Here is a 22,442-nt window from a genome sequence, read left to right as displayed (position 1 = left end):
GCACCGCTCAGGCCCGGTCCGCCCTCGGGGTCTCCACGGCGCGGCGGCTGGGAGGGCCGTCGAGGGACGAGCGGGGATTCGGCAGGTCGGCGCTGGCGGTGTTGACCCGGGGCAGGGCGTACGGGTGCTCGTGGACCAGCCAGTCGATCATCCGCTCGCGGACCGCGACCCGGACCGTCCAGACGTCGTCGGCGTCCTTCGCGGTCATCAGGGCCCGCACCTCCATGGTGTTGGGCGTGGTGTCGGTGACCGAGAGGTCGTAGGCGCGTCCGTCCCAGGCGGGGCACTCGCGCAGCAGGTCGCGGAGCTTGTCGCGCATCGCCTCCACCGGGGCCGAGTGGTCCAGGTGCCAGTAGACGACGCCGGTCATCTCCGGGGTGCCGCGCGACCAGTTCTCGAACGGCTTCGAGGTGAAGTACGACACCGGCATGGTGACGCGGCGCTCGTCCCAGGTCCGCACCGTCAGATAGGTCAGGGTGATCTCCTCGACGGTGCCCCACTGGCCGTCCACGACGACCGTGTCCCCGATGCGCACCATGTCGCCGAAGGCGATCTGGAAGCCCGCGAACATGTTGCTCAGGGTGGACTGAGCGGCGACACCGGCGACGATGCCCAGGATTCCGGCCGAGGCCAGCAGCGAGGCGCCCGCGGCGCGGAAGGCGGGGAAGGTCAGCAGCATCGCCGCCACCGCCACCACCCCGACGGTCGCCGCGACCACCCGCATGATCAGCGTCACCTGGGTGCGCACCCGGCGCACCCGCGCGGGGTCGCGCCGGGCCCGGGAGTGGGCGTACCGGGTGTACGAGGTCTCGACGACCGCGGCCGCGATCCGGATCACCAGCCAGGCGGCCGAGCCGATCAGCACCAGCGTGAGGAAGTGGCCGATTCCGGCCCGGTGGTCACCGAGCAGCCGCGCCTTGTCGTACGACCCTCTCAGCAGCGCGGCGCACAGCACCAGCTGGTAGGGGATGCGGCCGCGGCGCAGCAGGTCCCACAGCGGGGTCTCGCTCTGCCGTTCGTCGGCCCTGCGCAGCAGCAGGTCGGTGGCCCAGCCGATCACCAGGGTGAGCAGGACCGAGCCGCCGACCACGATCAGTGGGCGGAGTATGTTCTCCATGCCCAGGAACGTATCCGGCCACCGGCGGGCCTGAACCTGTGATTCACCCGACGTTCCGGGCAGTGCCCCGGACGTGCCGGGTCACACCCGGCTGGCACCATGGCCTCATGAACATCATGCTCTTTCACTCGACCTATGGCCTCAGGCCCGCGGTGCGCGCCGCGGCGGAGCGGCTGCGCGCGGCCGGGCACGAGGTGTGGACGCCGGACCTGATGGAGGGGCGTACGTTCGACACGGTCGAGGAGGGCATGGCGGCCCAGGAGGAGATCGGCAAGGACGAGCTGCTGAAGCGGGCCGTGCTGGCCGCCGCGCCGTATTCGGAGCGGGGCCTGGTGTACGCCGGGTTCTCCCTCGGCGCCTCGATCGCGCAGACCCTCGCCCTCGGCGACGAGAAGGCGAAGGGCCTGCTCCTGCTGCACGGCACCTCGGACCTCGCGCCGAACGCCTCGGTGGACGATCTGCCGGTGCAGCTGCACGTGGCCGAGCCGGACCCGTTCGAGACGGAGGACTGGCTGGGCTCCTGGTACCTCCAGATGCGCCGCGCGGGCGCGGACGTGGAGGTGTTCCGGTACGCCGGGGCGGGCCACCTCTACACCGACCCGGACCTGCCGGACCACGACGCGGAGGCAGCCGAGGCCACCTGGCGGGTGGCGCTCGGCTTCCTGGACTCGCTGGACCGGCCGGCTCAGCCGGCGGCGCGGTAGGCCGCCCAGTTCTGCTGCATGCGGGTCACCTGGCCGGAGGTGAACTGGTACATGCAGGCGTCGTACGTGTAGTCCATGAAGTTGTGGATCGGGTCGGCCCCCGCCTTGCGGGCGCAGGTGTCACGGCCCTCGGGGCACTCGTAGGCCGGGCTCTTCTCGGCCGGGGTGTCGTCGACGTAGTCGCCGTTGCCGTTGCAGCCGCCCTGGAAGGTGTGGTACAGGCCCAGCCAGTGGCCGACCTCGTGGGTGGCGGTGTCGCCCTCGTCGTAGTTGGCGGCCGAGCCGCCGGGCAGCGAGCCGTCCAGCACGACCACGCCGTCCATGGACGGGCTGGACCTGTAGGAGCTGGGGAAGGTGGCCCAGCCGAGCAGGCCGTCGCCGAGGTTGGCGGTGTACAGGTTGAGAGCGTTCGCTCCGCCCTTGCGCAGGGCGGACTTCATCGCCTTCTCCTCGGCGGAGCCGGAGGAGAGGTTGTACCAGGCGGCGTTGTCCGTGTAGTCGGTGCCGGCCAGCGTGAACTGGAAGCCGGAGTCGGTGTTGCCGGTGCCCTGACCGCCGAACGCCGCGTTCAGCACGTTCATCTGGGCGGTGATGTCGGCCGCGTCGAGCCGGCCCGTGGCGCCGTCGTGGATGACGTGGACGTACACGGGGATGCTGGTCGTGGCGGTCGCCGAGAGGCCGCGGCCGCCTCCCGGCAGCCGGTCGAGCCTCTTGCGCAGGTCGGCGTCCATGGCCTGGGCCCTGGCGGCGCTCACCTCGTTGGGCTCGGCGGCGTGCTCGCCGTCCCCGGGGCGGGCCTCGCGCGCCGTGGCGTGGGTGTCCGCGTGGGTGTCCTCGACGCAGTCGGCGGCCGTGGGGGTGCCGGCCGCCGCGACGCTCGTGGGCGCCGACAGGGTGCTGAGCATCAGGGTTCCGGCCACGGCGGCGGTGGCGAGAACACGTCTGCGCGTCGAGGGAGATATCCGGGCAAGCGCACGCATGCTGGCTCCTAGCGGATGCGGTGGGGAATGGCGCACAGGGGTCTTCCTGGTCGCCGCCCGGACATTACGTGGACATGCTCAAACGGGAAGAGGAGTGATCAGGCCCAATCAAATTCCCGGCAAAAGGGGAGGATTGGGGGGACGGGTCGACCGTGCCCGTCCGGGGTTCGGGATTCCGGCGTGACGAAGACCGTCACCGGGGCGGGTGGTGTGTCCGGATTCGAACCACGGCTCGCACCACCCGCCGTAACGGAGGGAAGGGTGTCGTGATCTCGCCTCAACGATTCGGCGCGTCGCCGCTGTTGGCTGGAAATCGCCCCTCGGGTGCGACTGTCACACGGGGGTGTGGACGCGCTCGACCTTCTGCGTCCCGCTGCGGGTCCGGTAGGAGCGCGCCCACGACGAGGTCGCGTTCGCCCGGGTGCGGTCGGACAGCACGTAGTAGTCCATCTGCGCCCGCTCGGCGGTGAGGTCCAGGACGCCGTAGCCGTGCCGGTCGGTGTCGACCCAGTGCACGTGCCGGTTGGCGGCGCGGATGACCGGGGCCGCGACCGCGCTGACCGTGCCCTCCGGGACCTTCACCAGGTCGTCCAGGTTGTCGGAGGTGACCGAGGTGACCACGAACTCCGTGGCGGCCGAGGCCGACAGCGGATACGTCCCGGCGTTCACCGGCACGTCGTTGGCCCAGGCCATGTGGATGTCACCGGTCAGGAACACCGTGTTGCGGATGGCGTTGGCGCGCAGATGGGCCAGCAGCTCCCGGCGGTCGTCGGTGTAGCCGTCCCACTGGTCGGTGCTGATCGCGAGACCCTCGCTCGGCAGGCCCAGCAGCTTCGCCAGCGGCTTCAGCAGCTCCGCCGAGAGCGAGCCGACGGCGAACGGCGCGATCATCACGGAGTTGCCGACCAGCCGCCAGGTGGTGTCCGAGGCGGCCAGCCCCGCCTTCAGCCAGTCCAGCTGGGCGCGGCCGGTGAGCGTGCGCTCCGGGTCGTCGACCTCGCCGCTGCCGACGGTCGCCTGCCGCGAGCGGAAGGAGCGCAGATCGAGCAGGGACAGGTCGGCCAGCTTGCCGAAGCGCAGCCGGCGGTAGGTGGTGCCGGCGAGCGCCGGGCGGACCGGCATCCACTCGAAGTACGCCTGCTTCGCCGCGGCCTGGCGCGCGGCCCAGGGACCCTCCGCGCCCTCGGTGTGGTTCTCGGCGCCGCCGGACCAGGTGTCGTTGGCGATCTCGTGGTCGTCCCAGATGGCGACGACCGGGGCCGCGGCGTGCAGGGCCTGGAGGTCGGGGTCCGTCTTGTACCGCCCGTGCCGCGTCCGGTAGTCGGCGAGGGTCAGGATCTCGTGGGCCGGGGCGTGCGGCCGTACGACGGTCCCGCGCGTGCCGTACTGGCCCGTGCCGTACTCGTATATGTAGTCGCCGAGGTGCAGCCAGGCGTCCAGGTCGCCGCGGGCCGCGAGGTGGCGGTACGCCGCGAAGTGCCCGGCCTCCCAGTTGGCGCACGAGACCACCCCGAAGCGGAGGTTGGCCACCGCCGCGTCGGCGGCCGGGGCGGTGCGGGTGCGGGCGGCGGGGGAGTCGGTGCCGGCGGCCGAGAAGCGGAACCAGTAGTCGGTCGCGGGCGCGAGGCCGCGGACGTCGGCCTTGACGGTGTGGTCGGAGGCGGCGGTCGCCGTGACCGTGCCCCTGGCGACGACGGTGCTGAACGCCTTGTCCAGCGCGACGGTCCAGTTCACCTCCACGTCGGGGCCGAGACCGGAACCGGGGACGGCCTCAGGGGTGGGGGTCACCCGGGTCCACAGCAGGATGCCGTCCGGGAGCGGGTCGCCGGAGGCGACGCCGTGCAGGAAGGCGGGTGCCTCGGCGGCCCGCGCCGGCACGGCGGCGGCCAGCGGGGCCGCGAGAACGGCCCCGGCCGCGGCGGCCTTGACGACCGTGCGGCGGCGCGGGGAGGACGGGAGGGGATCGGTGTGGGATCTGCTTCGACTGGTCACGGCCGGTCAGATTACTGGCCGGTAAGGGAGTTGGTAAGCGGCCGCACATGAAGAACGGGCGAACCCGGGGGGTCCGCCCGTCCCGGTGGCCCGCTCTACTTGGTGACGCCCGCGTCCTTCAGGGCCTTCTCCCAGTCGGCCACGGTGCGCGGGTTCTCGATGACCTTGCCGTTGATCTTGATGGTGGGGGTGGACTTGACGTCCTTCGTGTCGTCGAAGGTGTCGCTCATCCGCATCGCCCAGGCGTCGTAGGTGCCCTTCTCGACCGCGTCCTGGAACTTCTTGTTGTTCTTCAGGGCGTCGACCGTGTTCGCCACCTTGAGCAGGTACTCGTCCTCGGCGAACTCGTCGGTCGTCTCCGCGGGGTGGTACTTCGCCGAGTACAGCGCCGCCTTGTAGTCGAGGAACGCGTCGGGGCTCACGTCCAGCGCGGCGCCGAGCGCGCTCAGCGCGTTCTTGGACCCCTCGCCGGTGAGGTTGCCGTCGAGGAAGGTGCCGAGGGTGAAGGACAGCTTGTAGTCGCCGTCCTCCATGCCCTTGTTGACGGTCTCGCCGATCGTCTGCTCGAAGGACGCGCAGGCCGGGCAGCGCGGGTCCTCGTAGAGGTGCACCACGTTGTCGGTCTTGGAGTCGCCGATGAGGATCTCGGTGCCGTCCTTGCCGGAGGTGTTGGCCGGGGCGACGACCTTCGCCTCGGCCGCCGCCTCCCAGCCGGACGGCTTGCTGCCCTGGACGACGGCGTAGCCGATGCCGCCGGCTATCGCGAGGACCGCGACCATCGAACCGGCCACGATCAGCTGCCGCCTGGTCTTCTCACGCTTGGCCTGGCGCTCGCGCTCCTGGCGCAGCCGCTCCCGGGCCGCCGTCTTCGCCGTCTGGCTGTTCCGCTTGCTCATTCTCGTGATCTCCCTGGGGGGTGGCGCGCGGCTGCGCGCGCGTACGGACGTGGGGAACCGCTCGGGTTCGGCTGTGTCGCTCCGCTCGGGCGCGGCCGCTCAGGCGACGGCGAGCGCGACAGGGGCCGAGCGGGGCGGCCCGCGCCGTCCCAGGGAGTGCGCGAGGAGCAGATCGGGCGCGATGGCGGCGCGGCGGTGCGCGGGGCGCGGCAGCCGGCGGACCGCCGGGGCCGGCCGGGCCGTCACCGCGGCGACCGCCAGCAGCAGCGGGCGGAAGGTGGTCGCGGGCATCGCGTGCAGCAGCTGGGCCAGCGCCTGCTCGCCGCGGCGCAGCCAGGCCGCCGCCAGCAGTCCCACGCCGACGTGCGCGCCCAGCAGCAGCCAGGCGGTCTCCGGGTGGGCGTCGGCGAGGAGGGCGGCGACCCGTTCGGTGCCGGTGGTGCCGGCCATCCGGGCCAGCGGGGTGCCCACCTCGCCGCCGCCGCACAGCACGTCCAGCCCGACCGAGCGCAGCGGCCCGGCCACCGGGCCGCCCGTGCGGCCGTAGCAGGCGTGCTGGCCGGCGGTGAAGACGGTGTCGGCGGCCAGCTCCAGCGGGATCAGCAGCGCGGCGATCCGCCGGAAGCCGCGCTCCCGGCCGGCCAGCGCGTAGGCGATCACGAACACGGTGACGGTGATCGCCGCGACCGTTCCCAGGGGCAGCGGGACCCGCGACAGCAGCACGTGCGACGCGGTGCTGAGCGTCACGACGATCGCCGTGAACAGCGCCGCGCGCACGGCTCTGATCTGGGTCCCTGATATGTCCATCGCGTGGAGAGTGTGTCATGGCCTCCGGTAAGAGACCCCTAAAGGGTTGCTGTGAGCGGGGGCCGGCGGTCCGGACCGGCTACAGGCCGGGGATCCGGCCGTTGCGGAACAGGTCGAGGAAGATCTGGTGGTCGGCACGCGCACGTGCCCCGTAGGCGTGCGCGAAGTCCACCAGGAGCGGGGCGAAGCCCTCCTCGTCGGCCGCGATGGCCGCGTCGATCGCCCGTTCGGTGGAGAACGGCACCAGCGACTCGCCGGACTGGTCGTCCGCCGCCGAGTGCATCGACGCCGTGGCCCGGCCCAGGTCGGCGACGACGGCGGCGATCTCCTCCGGGTCGTCCAGGTCGCTCCAGTCCAGGTCGACCGCGTACGGCGAGACCTCGGCGACGAGCTGGCCGGCGCCGTCCAGCTCGGTCCAGCCCAGCCACGGGTCGGCGTGGGCCTGGAGGGCGCGCTGGGAGATCACCGTGCGGTGGCCCTCGTGCAGGAAGTACTCCCGGATCCCCGGGTCGGTGATGTGCCGCGAGACGGCCGGCGTCTGGGCCTGCTTGACGTAGATCACGACATCGTTCTCCAGCGCGTCGCTGTGGCCCTCCAGCAGGATGTTGTAGGACGGCAGGCCCGCCGACCCGATGCCGATGCCGCGGCGTCCCACGACGTCCTTCACGCGGTAGGAGTCCGGACGGGCCAGGGAGGTCTCCGGCAGGGTCTCCAGATAGCCGTCGAACGCGGCCAGCACCTTGTACCGGGTGGCCGCGTCCAGCTCGATGGAACCGCCGCCGGGCGCGAAGCGGCGCTCGAAGTCGCGGATCTCCGTCATCGAGTCCAGCAGCCCGAACCGGGTCAGCGAGCGGGCGTCGCGCAGCGCGTCCAGCAGCGGCCCCTCGGCGGTGTCCAGGGTGAACGGCGGCACCTCGTCGCTCTTGGCGCCGGTCGAGAGGGCGCGGATCCGCTCGCGGTACGCGCCCGCGTACACCGTCACCAGCTCGGTGATCTGCTCGTCGCTGAGCGCCTTCGCGTACCCGATCAGCGCGATCGAGGCGGAGAAGCGCTGCAGGTCCCAGGTGAAGGGACCCACGTAGGCCTCGTCGAAGTCGTTCACGTTGAAGATCAGCCGGCCGGTGGAGTCCATGTACGTGCCGAAGTTCTCGGCGTGCAGATCGCCGTGGATCCACACCCGGGAGGTCCGCTCGTCGAGGTAGGGCCCGCCGGGTATCGTCCCGCCGTCGCGGTGGGCGTGGTCCGCGTCGAGGTCGTGGTAGAAGAGGCTGGCGGTGCCCCGGTAGAACGCGAACGCCGAGGCGGCCATCTTCCGGAACTTCACCCGGAACGCGGCCGGGTCCGCGGCCAGGAGCTCGCCGAAGGCGGTGTCGAGGACGGCGAGGATCTCCTCGCCGCGTCGCTCGTCGCTGAGCTGCGGAAACGACATCGCTGGGTGCCTCCTGGTACCGATGGTGCGTGACCTGCGCGGACGGGGTGTCCGACAGCTTCCAACGTCCGACCGTACGCCGGAGTGCCCGCAGGGTGTCAGTCGCGAGGCATAGACTTCGACGCTGTCCCCCGGACTGTCCGCAGCCTGTCGGACCCCCGTCGCCGTTCGTTTCCCCTGGAGGCCGCAGCCGTGTCGAAGCCGCCGTTCACGCACCTGCACGTCCACACCCAGTACTCGCTGCTGGACGGTGCCGCGCGGCTGAAGGACATGTTCAACGCCTGCAACGAGATGGGCATGACGCACATCGCCATGTCCGACCACGGCAACCTCCACGGGGCGTACGACTTCTTCCACTCCGCGAAGAAGGCCGGGGTCACCCCGATCATCGGGATCGAGGCGTACGTCGCCCCCGAGTCCCGGCGGAACAAGCGCAAGATCCTCTGGGGCCAGCCGCACCAGAAGCGGGACGACGTCTCCGGTTCCGGTGGTTACACCCACAAGACGATGTGGGCGGTGAACAAGACCGGCCTGCACAACCTCTTCCGGCTCTCCTCCGACGCCTACGCCGAGGGCTGGCTGCAGAAGTGGCCCCGGATGGACAAGGAGACCATCGCGAAGTGGTCCGAGGGCATCGTCGCCTCCACCGGCTGCCCCTCCGGCGAGATCCAGACCCGGCTGCGCCTCGGCCACTTCGACGAGGCCCTGAAGGCCGCCGCCGACTACCAGGACATCTTCGGCAAGGACCGCTACTTCCTGGAGCTGATGGACCACGGCATCGAGATCGAGCGCCGGGTCCGCGACGGCCTGCTGGAGATCGCCCGGAAGCTCGGCATCCCGCCGCTGGTCACCAACGACTCGCACTACACGTACGCGCACGAGGCGGGCGCCCACGACGCGCTGCTGTGCATCCAGACCGGCAAGAACCTCTCCGACCCGGACCGCTTCAAGTTCGACGGCACCGGCTACTACCTGAAGTCCACGGACGAGATGTACGCCATCGACTCCTCGGACGCCTGGCAGGAGGGCTGCGCCAACACGCGCCTGATCGCCGAGATGGTCGACACCACCGGCATGTTCGAGAAGCGCGACCTGATGCCGAAGTTCGACATCCCGGAGGGCTACACCGAGGTCAGCTGGTTCCGCGAGGAGACCATGCGCGGCATGCACCGCCGGTTCCCGGACGGCATCCCGGACGACCGCATGAAGCAGGTCGAGTACGAGATGGACACGATCATCTCGATGGGCTTCCCGGGCTACTTCCTCGTGGTCGCCGACTTCATCATGTGGGCCAAGAAGCAGGGCATCGCGGTCGGCCCCGGCCGTGGCTCCGCGGCCGGCTCGATCGTCGCCTACGCCCTCGGCATCACCGACCTCGACCCGATCCCGCACGGCCTGATCTTCGAGCGGTTCCTGAACCCCGAGCGCATCTCGATGCCCGACGTCGACATCGACTTCGACGAGCGCAGGCGCGTCGAGGTGATCAGGTACGTGACGGAGAAGTACGGCGCCGACAAGGTCGCCATGATCGGCACCTACGGCACGATCAAGGCCAAGAACGCGATCAAGGACTCCGCGCGCGTGCTGGGCTACCCGTACGCGATGGGCGACCGGATCACCAAGGCCATGCCGCCGGACGTCCTCGGCAAGGGCATCCCGCTCTCCGGCATCACCGACCCCCAGCACCCCCGCTACTCGGAGGCGGGCGAGGTCCGGGCGATGTACGAGAACGAGCCGGACGTGAAGAAGGTCATCGACACCGCGCGGGGTGTGGAGGGGCTGGTCCGGCAGATGGGCGTGCACGCCGCCGGCGTGATCATGTCCAGCGAGACCATCACCGAGCACGTCCCGGTCTGGGTGCGGCACACCGACGGCGTGACCATCACACAGTGGGACTACCCGAGCTGTGAGTCGCTCGGCCTGCTGAAGATGGACTTCCTGGGCCTGCGCAACCTCACGATCATGGACGACGCCGTCAAGATGGTGAAGGCGAACAAGGGGATCGACATCGATCTCCTCAGCCTCCCGCTCGACGACCCGACGACCTTCGAGCTGCTCCAGCGCGGCGACACCCTCGGCGTCTTCCAGTTCGACGGCGGCCCCATGCGCTCCCTGCTGCGCATGATGAAGCCCGACAACTTCGAGGACATCTCCGCCGTCTCGGCCCTGTACCGGCCGGGCCCGATGGGCATGAACTCGCACATCAACTACGCCCTGCGCAAGAACGGCCAGCAGGAGATCACCCCGATCCACCCGGAGCTGGAGGCCCCGCTCAAGGAGGTCCTGGACGTCACCTACGGCCTGATCGTCTACCAGGAGCAGGTGCAGAAGGCCGCCCAGATCATCGCCGGCTACTCGCTCGGCGAGGCCGACATCCTCCGGCGCGTCATGGGCAAGAAGAAGCCGGAGGAGCTGGAGAAGAACTTCGTCATCTTCCAGGCCGGCGCCCGCAAGAACGGCTACAGCGACGAGGCGATCCAGGCGCTGTGGGACGTGCTGGTCCCCTTCGCCGGCTACGCCTTCAACAAGGCGCACTCCGCCGCGTACGGCCTGGTCTCCTACTGGACCGCGTACCTGAAGGCGAACCACCCCGCCGAGTACATGGCGGCGCTGCTGACCTCGGTGAAGGACGACAAGGACAAGTCGGCCGTCTACCTCAACGAGTGCCGCCGCATGGGCATCAAGGTGCTCCCGCCCAACGTGAACGAGTCGGAGTCCAACTTCGCCGCCCAGGGCGACGACGTGATCCTCTTCGGCCTGTCCGCTGTGCGCAACGTCGGCACCAACGTGGTGGAGTCGATCATCAAGTGCCGCAAGGCCAAGGGGAAGTACACCTCCTTCCCCGACTACCTGGACAAGGTCGACGCGGTGGTCTGCAACAAGCGGACCACGGAATCGCTGATCAAGGCCGGCGCCTTCGACTCCATGGGCCACACCCGCAAGGGCCTGATGGCGCAGTACGAGCCGATGATCGACAACGTGGTCGCGGTCAAGCGCAAGGAGGCGGAGGGCCAGTTCGACCTCTTCGGCGGGATGGGCGAGGAGAACAGCAGCGAGCCCGGCTTCGGGCTCGACGTGGAGTTCTCCACCGACGAGTGGGACAAGACCTACCTGCTCGCCCAGGAACGCGAGATGCTCGGCCTGTACGTCTCCGACCACCCGCTCTTCGGCCTGGAGCACGTGCTGTCCGACAAGGCCGACGCGGGCATCGCCCAGCTCACCGGCGGTGAGCACGCGGACGGCGCGGTCGTCACCATCGGCGGCATCATCTCCGGACTCCAGCGCAAGATGACCAAGCAGGGCAACGCCTGGGCCATCGCCACCGTGGAGGACCTGGCGGGCTCCATCGAGTGCATGTTCTTCCCCGCCACCTACCAGCTCGTCTCGACCCAACTGGTCGAGGACGCCGTGGTGTTCGTCAAGGGCCGCCTCGACAAGCGGGAGGACGTGCCGCGGCTGGTCGCGATGGAGCTGATGGTCCCCGACCTGTCCAACGCGGGCACCAACGCCCCCGTCGTCCTCACCATCCCCGCCGTCAAGGTCACCCCGCCCCTGGTCAGCCGCCTCGGCGAGGTCCTCAGCCACCACAAGGGCGACAGCGAGGTGCGGATCCGGCTCCAGGGCCCGACCAAGACGACCGTGCTGCGCCTCGACCGGCACCGGGTGAAGCCCGACCCGGCCCTCTTCGGCGACCTGAAGGTCCTGCTCGGCCCGTCCTGCCTGGCGGGCTAGACGGCGCAGCGGCGCCGGGCGATCCGCGCGGCAGCGGAGCGGCAGCGACAGCGACAGCGACAAGGGGCGTATCCCACGCGGGAATACGCCCCTTGCGTGCGTGCGGGGCGACGTGACGCCCCCGGCACGAAGGATCAGTTGTGGCCGAAGCGCTTCTGCCGGCCCTTGCGGGCCAGGTCGCCGGGGGACACCGAGGGGGAGACCTGGTCGCCCTGCGTGTCGATCGGGGACTGCGGGGCCTGCGGCGCCCGCTCGGACTGCGGTCGCTTACGGTCACGGTTCTTGTTCTTGGCCATGGTGATGCCTCCTGTGGGGGATCTAGGGGCCAGGGCCGGGACCAGATTCACACAGGCCGACACGCCCCGCATGTCGGACAATTACCGTCCGTGACCAGGCTTGTCGGGCTGCGCCCGGGGGAGCGCCGGGCGGCCGATTCACACAAACGCCACGCCGAAGATCGAGTTCGGGCCGTTAACGCCCGCGCGGTCGGGCAGACTCGAAGGAAGCCCGAAGCAAACCTCCCGGGAAGAGGGTGAGACGCGTGGACCGCTGCATCGTCCTGGTGGACGCCGGGTATCTGCTGGGGGCCGCGGCCAGCCTCCTCGCCGGAGAGCCCTCCCGGTCCCGGATCACCGTCGACCACCACGCCCTCATCCAAGGGCTGAGGGAACGCGCCGAATCGGACACCCAGCAGCCGCTGCTGCGCATCTACTGGTTCGACGGCGCCCCCGACCGCGTCCCGCAGCCCGAGCACCGCAGGCTGCGCGTGATGCCCCGGGTCACCGTCCGGCTCGGCGCGCTGACCCGCAGCGACGGCCGCTGGGCGCAGAAGGGCGTGGACGCCGCGATGCACGCCGAACTGACCGAACTGGCCCGCAACCGGGCCTGTTCCGACGTGGTCCTGGTGACCGGGGACGGCGATCTGCTGCCCGGCATGATGGCCGCCAAGGAGCACGGGGTCGCCGTCCACCTGTGGGCCGTGCAGGCCGCCGACGGCGACTACAACCAGTCCGAGGACCTGGTCGCCGAGGCCGACGAGCGGCGCGTCCTCGACCGCGCGTGGATCACCAAGGCCGTGCGCGCCAGGGAGGTGGGCGGTGTCTGCGCGCCGCCGCCCGCGCCGCGCCCGGAGATCGCCGCGATCCTGTCCGCGCCGCTGCCCGAGTCCGCGCTCGGCGCGCCGGAGCGCACCGGCGAGCAGTCCCCGCGCCCGGCGCCGGCCGCCGCGCCGAACGGGGCGGCGGAGCGGGTGCCGGCGCCGAAGGGCGTGCCGACCCCCAAGGACCTGGCCGCGCTGCGGGCGCACGGCAGCCAGCCGGCCGCCCCGCATCCCCCCACCGCCACCCTGCGCTGGTCCTCCGACAAGGGCTGGGTGGACCGTCCGGGCATCGCCTCCGAGCCGCCCGAGGCCGTCGCCATGCCGACCCTCGCCCAGCTCACCACCGCCGAGCAGCGGTGGGCCGACCGGGAGGAGGACATCACCACGGTCGGCGGTGACCCGTACGAGGTGGGGCAGGTCTTCGCCCGGCGCTGGATCTCCCGCCTCGGCGACCAGGGGCATCTGCAGCGGCTGTCGGGGATGTATCCGCGGATCCCGCACCGCATCGACGGGGAGCTGCTGCGCTACGCCGCCCGCTTCGGGCTGCTGGCCCACAAGGACGACCAGATCGACGAGCACGACCGGTACGCGATCCGCGCGGGCTTCTGGCGCGAGGTGGACGCCCGCACCGGGACCGAACGCACGCCGGTGGGGGAGTAGCCCCTCCCGGAGCGGGGGCCGGTCGCGGGGAACGCGGCGGAATGACCGCCACCGGTGATTCGTGGGTCCGGAGGCCGCCCCGCGCGCGGACGGCGGCCCGGCACCCCGTAGTCTCGTCCCTTGTGAGTACGCGCGCGGCACAGGTCTTCGGGGACAGTGGTGAGGTCGTGTGCGCGGTGCGCGGGCTGACCAAGACGTACCCCGCGACCCGGGCGCGGCGCGGTGCCCCCGGGACCCCCGAGGTGCGCGCCACCGACGACGTACGGCTCGACGTGCGGCGCGGGGAGATCTTCGGGCTGCTCGGGCCGAACGGGGCCGGCAAGTCCACCCTCGTCCGCCAGCTCACCGGGCTGATGAGGCCCGACAGCGGCAGCGTCGAGATCCTCGGCCACGACATCGTGCGCCACCCCGAGCGCGCCGCGCGCATCCTCGCCTACCTCGGCCAGGAGTCCACCGCCCTCGACGAGCTGACCGTCTCGCTCGCCGCCGAGACCACCGGGCGGCTGCGCGGCCTGGACGTACGGCGGGCGCGGGCCGAGCGGGACGCCGTGCTCGACGAACTCGGCCTCGCCCCGATCGCCGGGCGGCCGCTGAAGAAGCTCTCCGGCGGGCAGCGGCGGCTGGCCTGCTTCGCCGCCGCGCTGGTCGGCGAGCGGCCGCTGCTGGTGCTCGACGAACCGACCACCGCGATGGACCCGGTCGCGCGGCGGGCCGTGTGGTCCGCCGTCGACCGGAGGCGCGCCGAGCGGGGCACCACGGTGGTGCTGGTCACCCACAACGTCATCGAGGCGGAGACCGTCCTCGACCGGGTCGCCGTGCTCGACCGGGGCCGGGTGATCGCCTGCGACACGCCCGCCGGGCTCAAGGAGCAGGTGGCCGGCGAGGTGCGGGTCGACCTGGTGTGGCGGGAGCGGGCGCCGCTGGACGTGCCGGCGGTGGCTGCGCTGCGGGACCGGGCGGAGGAGTCCGGGCGGCGCTGGACGCTGCGGCTCGCGCCCGAGGAGGCCCGCGCGGTCGTCTCCACCGTCACCGGCGGGGCCGCCTTCGCCGCGCTGGACGACTTCACCCTGACCACGCCGAGCCTGGAGGACGTGTACATGGCGCTCGGCGGCGCGGCGCGGCAGGGACTGGTGAAGGCATGAGCGGCCCGGGCGCCGCATCCGTACGGAACAGGGCCACCGCCGGAGGGAACGCCGCAGTGAAGAGGAGCAGCACGACGTGAGTGTCGTACCCGCAGAGGTTCTGCCGGGCAGCGCCCTGGCCGCGGACCGGGCCGGGCGCCCCGCCGCCGAGCTGGCACCGGCCGCCCGGCTGTGGCCCTCGCTGTGCGCCGTGTACCGGGCGCAGCTGTCGCGGGCGCGGGTGGCGCGGATCCCGCTGCTGTTCGTGGCGACGTTCCAGTCCGTCGGCATCATGATCATGATGCGGGGTGTCGTCGACGGCGGCAGCGAGGCGCAGTCCGTCGTGGCCGGCGCCTCGGTCGTCGTCGTCGCGTTCGTCGCCCTGAACCTGCTCGCCCAGTACTTCGGGCAGCTGCGGGCCACCGGCGGGCTCGACCACTACGCCACGCTGCCCGTGCCGCCCGCGGCGGTCGTGCTCGGGGCGGCCGGGGCGTACGCCTCCTTCACCGTGCCCGGGACCTTCGTCACCGCCGTCGCCGGCTGCCTGCTGTTCGGGCTGCCCCTCACCCACCTGTGGATCCTGCTCGCGGTCATCCCCCTCGCGGGCGCGGCGCTCGCCGGGCTCGGAGCCGTGTGCGGGCTGCTCGCGCCCCGGCCCGAGCTGGCCACGCTGCTCGGGCAGCTCGGCATGTCCGCGGCACTGCTGCTCGGCGTGCTGCCGCCGGAACGCATGCCGGAGATCATCCGGCTCGCGCGGGACCTGCTGCCGTCCACCTACGGCGTGGAGGCCTACGCCCGGACCTTCTCCGCCGACCCGGACTGGGCGGTGGTCGCGGCCGACCTCGCGGTGTGCGCCGGGGTCGGCGTGATCTCGCTGGCCGCGGCCACCTGGGCGTACCGGCGGGCCGCCGTCCGGTGACGCGCCCGGGGGGCGGGCCTGGCACGATGTCAGGGTGACAGCACCGTTGACTCCGCCTCCGCCGCCGCACGAACAGTCCGCGCACGGTCAGTGGCCGCCCTCGGCCGCCGCCGGGGCGTACGGGGGTGCGGCGCACGGAGCCCGCGGAGGCCAGGGACAGGACGGCCCCGGGATGAAGAGCGAAGTGCGGGAGGCCGCCGTGATCACGGTGGCGGTGGCGCTCGGCGGGGTGCTGCTCGGGCTGCTCTGGTACTGGCTGGCACCCCGGGTGCCGCTGGTCGGGGACGTCGTCGACGGCCGCTGGGTGGTGTACGTCAAGGACACCGAGGGGGAGCAGGCGGCTGGCGTCGACGGGACGTTCGCCCTGCTCGCGCTCGCGTTCGGCGTGCTGAGCGGCGTCGTCGTGTTCCTGCTGCGGCGGCGCGGGGGCGTCCCGGCCGTGGTGGCGCTGGGCGCCGGCGGGCTGCTCGGATCGCTGCTCGCCTGGCGCCTCGGGGTGTGGCTCGGGCCGGCCCAGGACGTGCTCGCGCACGCCAGGGACGTCGGGCGGGGGGTGACGTTCTCGGCCCCGATGGAACTCGGGGCGAAGGGGGCGTTGCTGGCGTGGTCGCTGGGGGCGCTGCTGGTGCACCTGGGACTGACGGCGCTGTTCGGGCCGCGGGATCCGGAGGTGCCGTACGGGTACGGGCCGGGACCCGGGACCGGGGGCGCGGGGTGAGCCAGGCCGGCTGAGGCGGGCCCCGGCCGGCGCCCGCGGCTGCGCGGCAGCGTGGCACCGGGCGACCGCCTCCTGCCCGGGGGCCTACGCGCGGCCGATGGGGGCCAGGATCGCGTTCGTCAGGGCCGTGAGGTCCTTCGGGGAGAGTTCCACCTCCAGGCCGCGGCGGCCCGCCGAGACGCAGATCGTCTCGTGGGCCGTGGCGGAGGCGTCCAGGACGGTGGGGAGCTTCTTGCGCTGGCCCAGGGGGGAGATGCCGCCCCGGACGTAACCGGTGGTGCGTTCCGCGAGGGCGGGGTCGGCCATGGTCGCGCGCTTGCCGCCGGCCGCCGAGGCCAGGGCCTTCAGGTCGAGCTGGCCCGCTACCGGGACCACCGCCACGGTGAGGGCGCCGTCCACGTCCGCGACCAGGGTCTTGAAGACCCGCTCCGGGGAGACCCCCATCGCCTCGGCCGCCTCCTCGCCGTACGACGGGTGGGAGGGGTCGTGGTCGTAGGCGTGGACCGTGTACGCGACGCCCGCCGCGGTCAACGCCACCGTCGCGGGCGTGCCGCCGGACTGCTGCTGCTTCTTCGACTTCTTCGCCATCGGTTCCCGGTCTTCAGTTCAGACTCGTCGGCCCGCGCGTCAGGTCCGCCGCGGGCAGCGACGGCAGCGTACGGATGATCGCCGTCTCGGCGCGAAGGAGTTTCAGCTCGTCGCGCAGCCGGGACGCGGTGTCCGGCGCCTGGAGCAGGCGCTGCTTGGTGGGGATGTCCAGCATCATCGCCGCCGCGACCAGGTAGGAGACGACGGACGGCTCGTCGGGGAGGTCGCCGCCGGTGGCCAGCGAGCGCTCCCGCGCGCCGGCGAGGCGCTTCTGGTACTGCCGGAACGACCGCAGCACGCCCTCGGCGAGCGCCCCCGCCCCGTCGCCCGGCTCCTCCGGCAGCTCTTCCAGCTCACCGGTGAGGTACGGGCCGGAGGCGTCCACGCCGAGCAGCCGCACCCGGGTCGTGCCGGTCGCCAGCACCTCGAAGGTGCCGTCGGCCCGCTCCCGGATGGTGGCCGCGTCGGCCACGCAGCCGATGCGGTGGAAGGCCCTGGCGGGGTCCGCGCCGAACCCGGCGGCGGGTCCCCGTTCCGGCTGGGACGTCGGATCGGGCATCCCGGGCGCGCTCGGGGCCACCTCGTGGCCGTCGCGGATCGCCACGACGGCGAAGCGGCGCGGATCGTCCTCGGGGGTCTTGGACAGCGCGCGCATCATGGCGCGGTAACGCTCCTCGAAGACGTTCAGCGGGAGGACGAGTCCCGGGAACAGCACCGAGTTCAGCGGGAAGAGCGGCAGCCGGACGGTGGTCACGGCGCCACAGCCTAATGGTCGCGGGCACCGGGGCGTCCGCCCCGCCCACCGGAACAGGGGGCCGGGGCCGCCGCGCGCCGCTCGCGTGCCCCTCAGTTCCGGCGCAGCAGCCGGGTCGCGCCCGCCGCCACCGTGGTGGCCAGCACCCAGCCCAGCAGCACCAGTGCCGCCCCCAGCCACTGCCAGCCGCCGCGCAGCTGCCAGACGCCCGCCTGGCCGAGGTCGATGACGGGCAGCAGCAGGTCGAGCGCGAACAGGGCCGGGTTCCAGGGCGGGTCCGACGGGCCGCCGCCGCTCGTGTCCGGCCGCCCGGCGTGGGCGAAGGCCACGGAGCCCGCCGCCCACAGCACCGCCATCCACACGGCGGCGCGCCCCGGCCGGTAGCCGTAGGCCACGGTCCAGTCCTGCGCGTACCCGACGATCTTCGCGGCGGGCGGCAGGGTCTCGCGGCGCCGGCGCTGCTTGGCGAGCAGCACCTCGCGGGCGTCCTCGTCCTCGCCGCCGGCCCGCAGCACCGCGGCGAGGCGTTCGTACGGGTCCGGGTTGTACTCGGCGGTCGCCGCCGCCACCCACTCCAGCCGCTCGGCCAGCGGGAAGGGCCCCTGCGGGACCAGGTTCTCGTAGGTGAAGCCCGGCATGTGCAGGTGCCCGGGGCCCGGCCAGCTGCTCGCCCGGTCGACGAGGTTGACGATCCGCGCGCCGGACAGCACCACCTTGCCCCGCTGCGGGCGTTCCCCGAGGAAGCGCAGCTCGGGCACCTGGACGCGGCGCAGGGACAGCTCCTGGTCGTCGGTGAGGACGAGGCGGGCGCCGTCGAGGTCGACCGCGTCGCCGAACCGGCCGTCGTCCAGCCGCAGCCCGCCCTGGCACTCGAAGCGCTGCACCCGGGTGCCCTCGACGGGCGTGACCCCGCTGAGCTGGAGTCCGCCGACGCCCGCCGGGGTGAGGTACAGGGTGCGCTCGACGGTCAGCTGCGGGGCGTTGAGGGCGAGCCTGCCGTACGGGTTGCGCAGCCGGGCGCCGCGCAGGCTGAGCGAGACGCCGATGGTGGCGCTGCGCAGGCTCAGTTCGCCGTGCGACTCCAGCAGCTCGGCCTGGAGGTCCTGCCCGACGTTCAGGCCGTCCGCGGCGATGGACCGGCCGCTGCGGTCGCGGTACACGATCGCCTGGTTGAGCAGCAGGTCGGTGCCGATCTGGGCGTCGGTGAGCCGTATCCCGCTGAGGAACCGGGAGCGGGGCAGGTGCAGATCGCCCTCGGTCTGCACGCGGGCGGCCTCCAGCCGGGGCACCGAGCAGTTCACCAGCCGCACGGTGGTGAAGCGGGCCTCGGGCAGCCTGACCTCCCGCTCGAAGCGGCAGCCGGTCAGCTCGACATACGGGACCACGGTGCCGCCGGAGAGGTCGATCGAGTCGCTGATCTGCACCCCGGTCAGCTTCAGCGAGGACACCCGGCCGGCCAGGGCGGGCGGGCCGTCCAGCAGCAGCCAGCACACGATCCGGGCCCGCACGGTCCGCTCCGGGCCCCAGGGCTGCCCGCCGTGCGGATCGTCGGCCACGCTGTCGCCGCTGCGCAGGTCGTAGACGGTGCCGCTGCGGAAGGCCTGCCACATGCCGGCCTCGGCGGCGGTCAGACCGTCCGGGATGTCCCCGGTCCGTAAGACGGCTCCCTCGGTCACACCGGTCCCTCCCTCCCCGGATACTCGCGAGTCGGGTCCTCGTACAGCTGTTCATGCCCGCTCGGTGACGTGTCGAACACACAACGTGAGGGGGATCTTCCGTGGTCGTACCAGGTCGTGTATCAGCCATTGATACGCGCGGACGGCCACCGTCGCCGGTCTGCGAGAATTGAGCACGTGATCTCCCGAATCGATCTGCGCGGCGACGCCCTCCCGGAGGGTCCCGCCCTGCGCGACCTGCTGCCCCGAGCCGACTTCGACGTAGCGGCCGCCCTGGAGAAGGTGCGTCCGATCTGCGAGGCCGTGCATCATCGGGGCGACGCGGCGCTGATCGACTTCGCCGAGAAGTTCGACGGCGTCAAGCTGGACCAGGTCCGGGTGCCGGCGTCGGCCATCGCCCGCGCCCTGGAGGAGCTGGACCCGGCGGTGCGCGCGGCCCTGGAGGAGTCCATCCGCCGCGCCCGCCTCGTCCACCGCGCCCAGCGGCGTGAGACCCACACCACCCAGGTGGTGCCCGGCGGCTCCGTCACCGAGAAGTGGGTCCCCGTCGAGCGCGTCGGGCTGTACGCGCCGGGCGGCCGCTCGGTCTACCCGTCCTCGGTGGTCATGAACGCCGTGCCCGCCCAGGAGGCCGGCGTCGGGTCCATCGCGCTCGCCTCCCCGGCCCAGGCCGACTTCGGCGGCCTGCCGCACCCGACCATCCTCGCCGCCTGCGCCCTGCTCGGCGTCGACGAGGTCTACGCGGCCGGCGGCGCCACCGCGGTCGCGATGTTCGCGCACGGCACCGAGTCCTGCCCGCCCGCCAACATGGTCACCGGCCCCGGCAACATCTGGGTCGCCGCGGCCAAGCGCTACTTCACCGGCAAGATCGGCATCGACGCCGAGGCCGGCCCGACCGAGATCGCGGTCCTCGCGGACTCCACCGCCGACCCGGTGCACGTCGCCTCCGACCTGATCAGCCAGGCCGAGCACGACCCGCTGGCCGCCTCCGTGCTGGTCACCGACTCCGCGGAGCTGGCGGACGCGGTGGAGAAGGAGCTGGCGGCCCAGGTCGCGGCGAGCAAGCACGTCGACGACCGGATCGTGCCCGCCCTCACCGGCAAGCAGTCCGCGATCGTGCTGGTCGACGGCGTCGAGGAGGGCCTGCGGGTCGTCGACGCGTACGGCGCCGAGCACCTGGAGATCCAGACCGCCGACGCCACGGCCGTGGCCGGCCGGGTCAAGAACGCGGGCGCGATCTTCATCGGCCCCTGGGCCCCGGTCTCGCTCGGCGACTACGCCGCCGGGTCCAACCACGTCCTGCCCACCGGCGGCTGCGCCTGCCACTCCTCGGGCCTGTCCGTCCAGTCCTTCCTGCGCGGCATCCACATCGTGGACTACACCCGCGACGCCCTCGCCGAGGTGGCCCACCACGTGGTGACGCTGGCGGAGGCGGAGGACCTGCCGGCGCACGGCGCGGCGATCAAGGCCCGGTTCGACTGGAAGGTGCCGGAGGGCAAGTGAACACCCGGATCGACGACCTCCCCGTCCGGGACGAGCTGCGCGGCAAGTCCCCCTACGGCGCGCCCCAGCTCGACGTCCCGGTACGGCTGAACACCAACGAGAACCCCTACCCGCTGCCCGAGCCGCTGGTCGAGCGGATCGCCGAGCGGGTGCGCGAGGCGGCCCGCCACCTCAACCGCTACCCGGACCGGGACGCGGTCGAGCTGCGCACGAAGCTCGCCGAGTACCTGACCAGGACCGCGGGCCACGAGGTCGGCCCGGCCAACGTGTGGGCGGCCAACGGCTCCAACGAGGTCCTCCAGCAGCTGCTGCAGACCTTCGGCGGGCCCGGCCGCACCGCGATCGGCTTCGAGCCGTCGTACTCGATGCACGCCCTCATCGCGCGCGGGACCGGTACGGGCTGGATCTCCGGCCCCCGCAACGACGACTTCACGATCGATCTCGCGGCGGCCGAGAAGGCCATCGCCGAGCACCGGCCGGACGTCGTCTTCGTCACCACGCCGAACAATCCCACCGGCACCGCCGTGCCGCCGGAGACGGTGGTCGCGCTGTACGAGGCCGCCCAGGCCGCCAAGCCGTCCATGGTGATCGCGGACGAGGCGTACATCGAGTTCAGCCACGGCGACTCGCTGCTGCCCCTGCTCGACGGCCGCCCGCACCTGGTGATCTCCCGCACCATGTCCAAGGCGTTCGGCGCGGCGGGCCTGCGCCTCGGCTACCTCGCCGCGGACCCGGCCGTCGTCGACGCCGTCCAGCTGGTCCGGCTGCCCTACCACCTGTCGGCGGTCACCCAGGCGACCGCGCTGGCCGCCCTGGAGCACACCGACACGCTGCTCGGGTACGTGGAGCAGCTGAAGGCCGAGCGGGACCGCCTGGTGGGCGAACTGCTCGCGATCGGCTACGAGGTCACCGCCTCGGACGCCAACTTCGTGCAGTTCGGCCGGTTCGCCGACGCCCACGAGGCCTGGCGGAAGATCCTCGACCGGGGCGTCCTGGTCCGGGACAACGGCGTACCGGGGTGGCTCAGGGTCACCGCCGGCACCCCGGAGGAGAACGACGCGTTCCTCGACGCGGTCCGTGAAGTGAAGAAGGAGCTGAACGCATGAGCCGCGTGGGACGCGTGGAGCGCACGACCAAGGAGACCTCGGTCCTCGTCGAGATAGACCTCGACGGCACCGGGAAGACCGACATCTCCACCGGTGTCGGCTTCTACGACCACATGCTCGACCAGCTCGGCCGGCACGGTCTGTTCGACCTCACCGTGAAGACCGAGGGCGACCTGCACATCGACTCGCACCACACCATCGAGGACACCGCCCTGGCGCTGGGCGCCGCCTTCAGGCAGGCCCTCGGCGACAAGGTGGGCATCTACCGCTTCGGCAACTGCACCGTCCCGCTGGACGAGTCGCTCGCCCAGGTGACCGTCGACCTGTCCGGCCGCCCGTACCTCGTGCACACCGAGCCCGAGAAGATGGCGCCGATGATCGGCGAGTACGACACCACGATGACCCGGCACATCCTGGAGTCCTTCGTCGCCCAGGCGCAGATCGCGCTGCACGTGCACGTGCCCTACGGCCGCAACGCGCACCACATCGTGGAGTGCCAGTTCAAGGCGCTCGCCCGGGCCCTGAGGTACGCCTCCGAGCGCGACCCGCGCGCGGCGGGCATCCTCCCGTCCACCAAGGGGGCGCTGTGAGCGGCGCACGCGCGGCTGCCGGGCCGCGGACGACGACCGCCGCACCCGCGC

At 72.3% G+C, this 22,442-nt stretch carries 19 protein-coding genes; 9 read left to right on the top strand and 10 right to left on the bottom strand.

Annotation, left to right across the window (positions count from 1 at the left end; genetic code table 11):
- Positions 1 to 7: 7 nt before the first annotated feature.
- Positions 8 to 1,117 carry a mechanosensitive ion channel family protein gene (locus SGLAU_RS09270; protein ID WP_043500040.1) on the bottom strand — a complete coding sequence of 370 codons (1,110 nt, stop codon included), beginning with the start codon at positions 1,115 to 1,117 and terminating at the stop codon, positions 8 to 10.
- Between the two features lie 107 nt (positions 1,118 to 1,224).
- On the opposite strand from SGLAU_RS09270, the gene SGLAU_RS09265 reads away from it, so the two are divergent.
- Complete coding sequence (locus SGLAU_RS09265) at positions 1,225 to 1,821, top strand: dienelactone hydrolase family protein (protein ID WP_043500039.1); 597 nt, start codon at positions 1,225 to 1,227, stop codon at positions 1,819 to 1,821.
- Here the strand turns inward: SGLAU_RS09265 and SGLAU_RS09260 are convergent.
- From SGLAU_RS09260 to SGLAU_RS09240, 5 genes are all read right to left on the bottom strand, one after another.
- A complete protein-coding gene (locus tag SGLAU_RS09260; RefSeq protein WP_052413682.1) occupies positions 1,803 to 2,801 on the bottom strand; it encodes a zinc metalloprotease in 999 nt (332 codons plus the stop codon). The genes SGLAU_RS09265 and SGLAU_RS09260 overlap by 19 nt on opposite strands.
- A gap of 333 nt (positions 2,802 to 3,134) precedes the next feature.
- Positions 3,135 to 4,793: an alkaline phosphatase D family protein gene (locus tag SGLAU_RS09255; protein WP_043500035.1), complete on the bottom strand. Its 1,659-nt coding sequence runs from the start codon at positions 4,791 to 4,793 to the stop codon at positions 3,135 to 3,137.
- 95 nt (positions 4,794 to 4,888) lie between these two features.
- The gene (locus SGLAU_RS09250; RefSeq protein WP_043500033.1) at positions 4,889 to 5,689 is read right to left on the bottom strand and encodes a DsbA family protein; all 801 of its coding nucleotides are present in this window, start codon (positions 5,687 to 5,689) and stop codon (positions 4,889 to 4,891) included.
- 99 nt (positions 5,690 to 5,788) lie between these two features.
- Entirely contained in the window at positions 5,789 to 6,496 is a 708-nt protein-coding gene (locus tag SGLAU_RS09245; RefSeq protein ID WP_043500032.1) for a hypothetical protein, read from the bottom strand.
- Positions 6,497 to 6,575: 79 nt separating this feature from the next.
- Positions 6,576 to 7,925, bottom strand: a complete 1,350-nt coding sequence (locus tag SGLAU_RS09240) for a DUF2252 domain-containing protein (RefSeq protein ID WP_043500030.1) — start codon at positions 7,923 to 7,925, stop codon at positions 6,576 to 6,578.
- Between the two features lie 192 nt (positions 7,926 to 8,117).
- On the opposite strand from SGLAU_RS09240, the gene dnaE reads away from it, so the two are divergent.
- Positions 8,118 to 11,657, top strand: coding sequence for a DNA polymerase III subunit alpha (gene dnaE / locus SGLAU_RS09235; RefSeq protein ID WP_043500028.1), 3,540 nt, complete (start codon positions 8,118 to 8,120; stop codon positions 11,655 to 11,657).
- A gap of 134 nt (positions 11,658 to 11,791) precedes the next feature.
- Here dnaE and SGLAU_RS35620 read toward each other — a convergent pair whose 3' ends face one another.
- Positions 11,792 to 11,953 (bottom strand): hypothetical protein, encoded by a 162-nt coding sequence (locus tag SGLAU_RS35620; protein ID WP_099052783.1) that lies wholly within the window; start codon positions 11,951 to 11,953, stop codon positions 11,792 to 11,794.
- 245 nt (positions 11,954 to 12,198) lie between these two features.
- Between SGLAU_RS35620 and SGLAU_RS09230 the strand changes: the two genes are divergently transcribed.
- The 4 genes from SGLAU_RS09230 (at position 12,199) to SGLAU_RS09215 (ending at position 16,174) form a co-directional block, all read left to right on the top strand.
- Positions 12,199 to 13,416, top strand: a complete 1,218-nt coding sequence (locus tag SGLAU_RS09230; protein ID WP_043500026.1) for an NYN domain-containing protein — start codon at positions 12,199 to 12,201, stop codon at positions 13,414 to 13,416.
- Between the two features lie 167 nt (positions 13,417 to 13,583).
- Positions 13,584 to 14,558 (top strand): ABC transporter ATP-binding protein, encoded by a 975-nt coding sequence (locus SGLAU_RS09225; protein WP_043500025.1) that lies wholly within the window; start codon positions 13,584 to 13,586, stop codon positions 14,556 to 14,558.
- Positions 14,559 to 14,634: 76 nt separating this feature from the next.
- On the top strand, positions 14,635 to 15,456 hold the full coding sequence (locus SGLAU_RS09220) for an ABC transporter permease (protein ID WP_043500024.1): 822 nt from the start codon (positions 14,635 to 14,637) through the stop codon (positions 15,454 to 15,456).
- Between the two features lie 34 nt (positions 15,457 to 15,490).
- Positions 15,491 to 16,174, top strand: a complete 684-nt coding sequence (locus SGLAU_RS09215) for a hypothetical protein (RefSeq protein WP_043500023.1) — start codon at positions 15,491 to 15,493, stop codon at positions 16,172 to 16,174.
- Positions 16,175 to 16,258: 84 nt separating this feature from the next.
- Here SGLAU_RS09215 and ybaK read toward each other — a convergent pair whose 3' ends face one another.
- The 3 genes from ybaK to SGLAU_RS09200 all read right to left on the bottom strand — a co-directional run bounded on the left by ybaK (position 16,259) and on the right by SGLAU_RS09200 (position 19,192).
- A complete protein-coding gene (ybaK, locus tag SGLAU_RS09210) occupies positions 16,259 to 16,762 on the bottom strand; it encodes a Cys-tRNA(Pro) deacylase (protein ID WP_043500022.1) in 504 nt (167 codons plus the stop codon).
- A 13-nt stretch (positions 16,763 to 16,775) separates the two neighbouring features.
- The gene (locus tag SGLAU_RS09205) at positions 16,776 to 17,516 is read right to left on the bottom strand and encodes an LON peptidase substrate-binding domain-containing protein (RefSeq protein WP_043500020.1); all 741 of its coding nucleotides are present in this window, start codon (positions 17,514 to 17,516) and stop codon (positions 16,776 to 16,778) included.
- Between the two features lie 92 nt (positions 17,517 to 17,608).
- Positions 17,609 to 19,192 (bottom strand): hypothetical protein, encoded by a 1,584-nt coding sequence (locus SGLAU_RS09200; RefSeq protein WP_043500019.1) that lies wholly within the window; start codon positions 19,190 to 19,192, stop codon positions 17,609 to 17,611.
- Positions 19,193 to 19,369: 177 nt separating this feature from the next.
- Here SGLAU_RS09200 and hisD point away from each other — a divergent pair, with 177 nt between their 5' ends.
- The 3 genes from hisD to hisB are packed head-to-tail and all read left to right on the top strand — an operon-like array spanning position 19,370 to position 22,391.
- Entirely contained in the window at positions 19,370 to 20,695 is a 1,326-nt protein-coding gene (gene hisD / locus SGLAU_RS09195; RefSeq protein ID WP_043500017.1) for a histidinol dehydrogenase, read from the top strand.
- Positions 20,692 to 21,801: a histidinol-phosphate transaminase gene (locus SGLAU_RS09190; RefSeq protein WP_043500015.1), complete on the top strand. Its 1,110-nt coding sequence runs from the start codon at positions 20,692 to 20,694 to the stop codon at positions 21,799 to 21,801. Before hisD ends, SGLAU_RS09190 begins: the two co-directional genes overlap by 4 nt.
- Positions 21,798 to 22,391, top strand: coding sequence for an imidazoleglycerol-phosphate dehydratase HisB (hisB, locus tag SGLAU_RS09185; protein WP_043500013.1), 594 nt, complete (start codon positions 21,798 to 21,800; stop codon positions 22,389 to 22,391). Before SGLAU_RS09190 ends, hisB begins: the two co-directional genes overlap by 4 nt.
- The last annotated feature ends 51 nt before the right edge of the window (positions 22,392 to 22,442 follow it).

Source organism: Streptomyces glaucescens, from assembly GCF_000761215.1.
GTDB classification, from domain to species: Bacteria; Actinomycetota; Actinomycetes; order Streptomycetales; family Streptomycetaceae; genus Streptomyces; species Streptomyces glaucescens_B.
The sequence above is the reverse complement of the archived record's forward strand: the minus strand, read 5'-3'. Positions and strand labels throughout refer to the sequence as shown.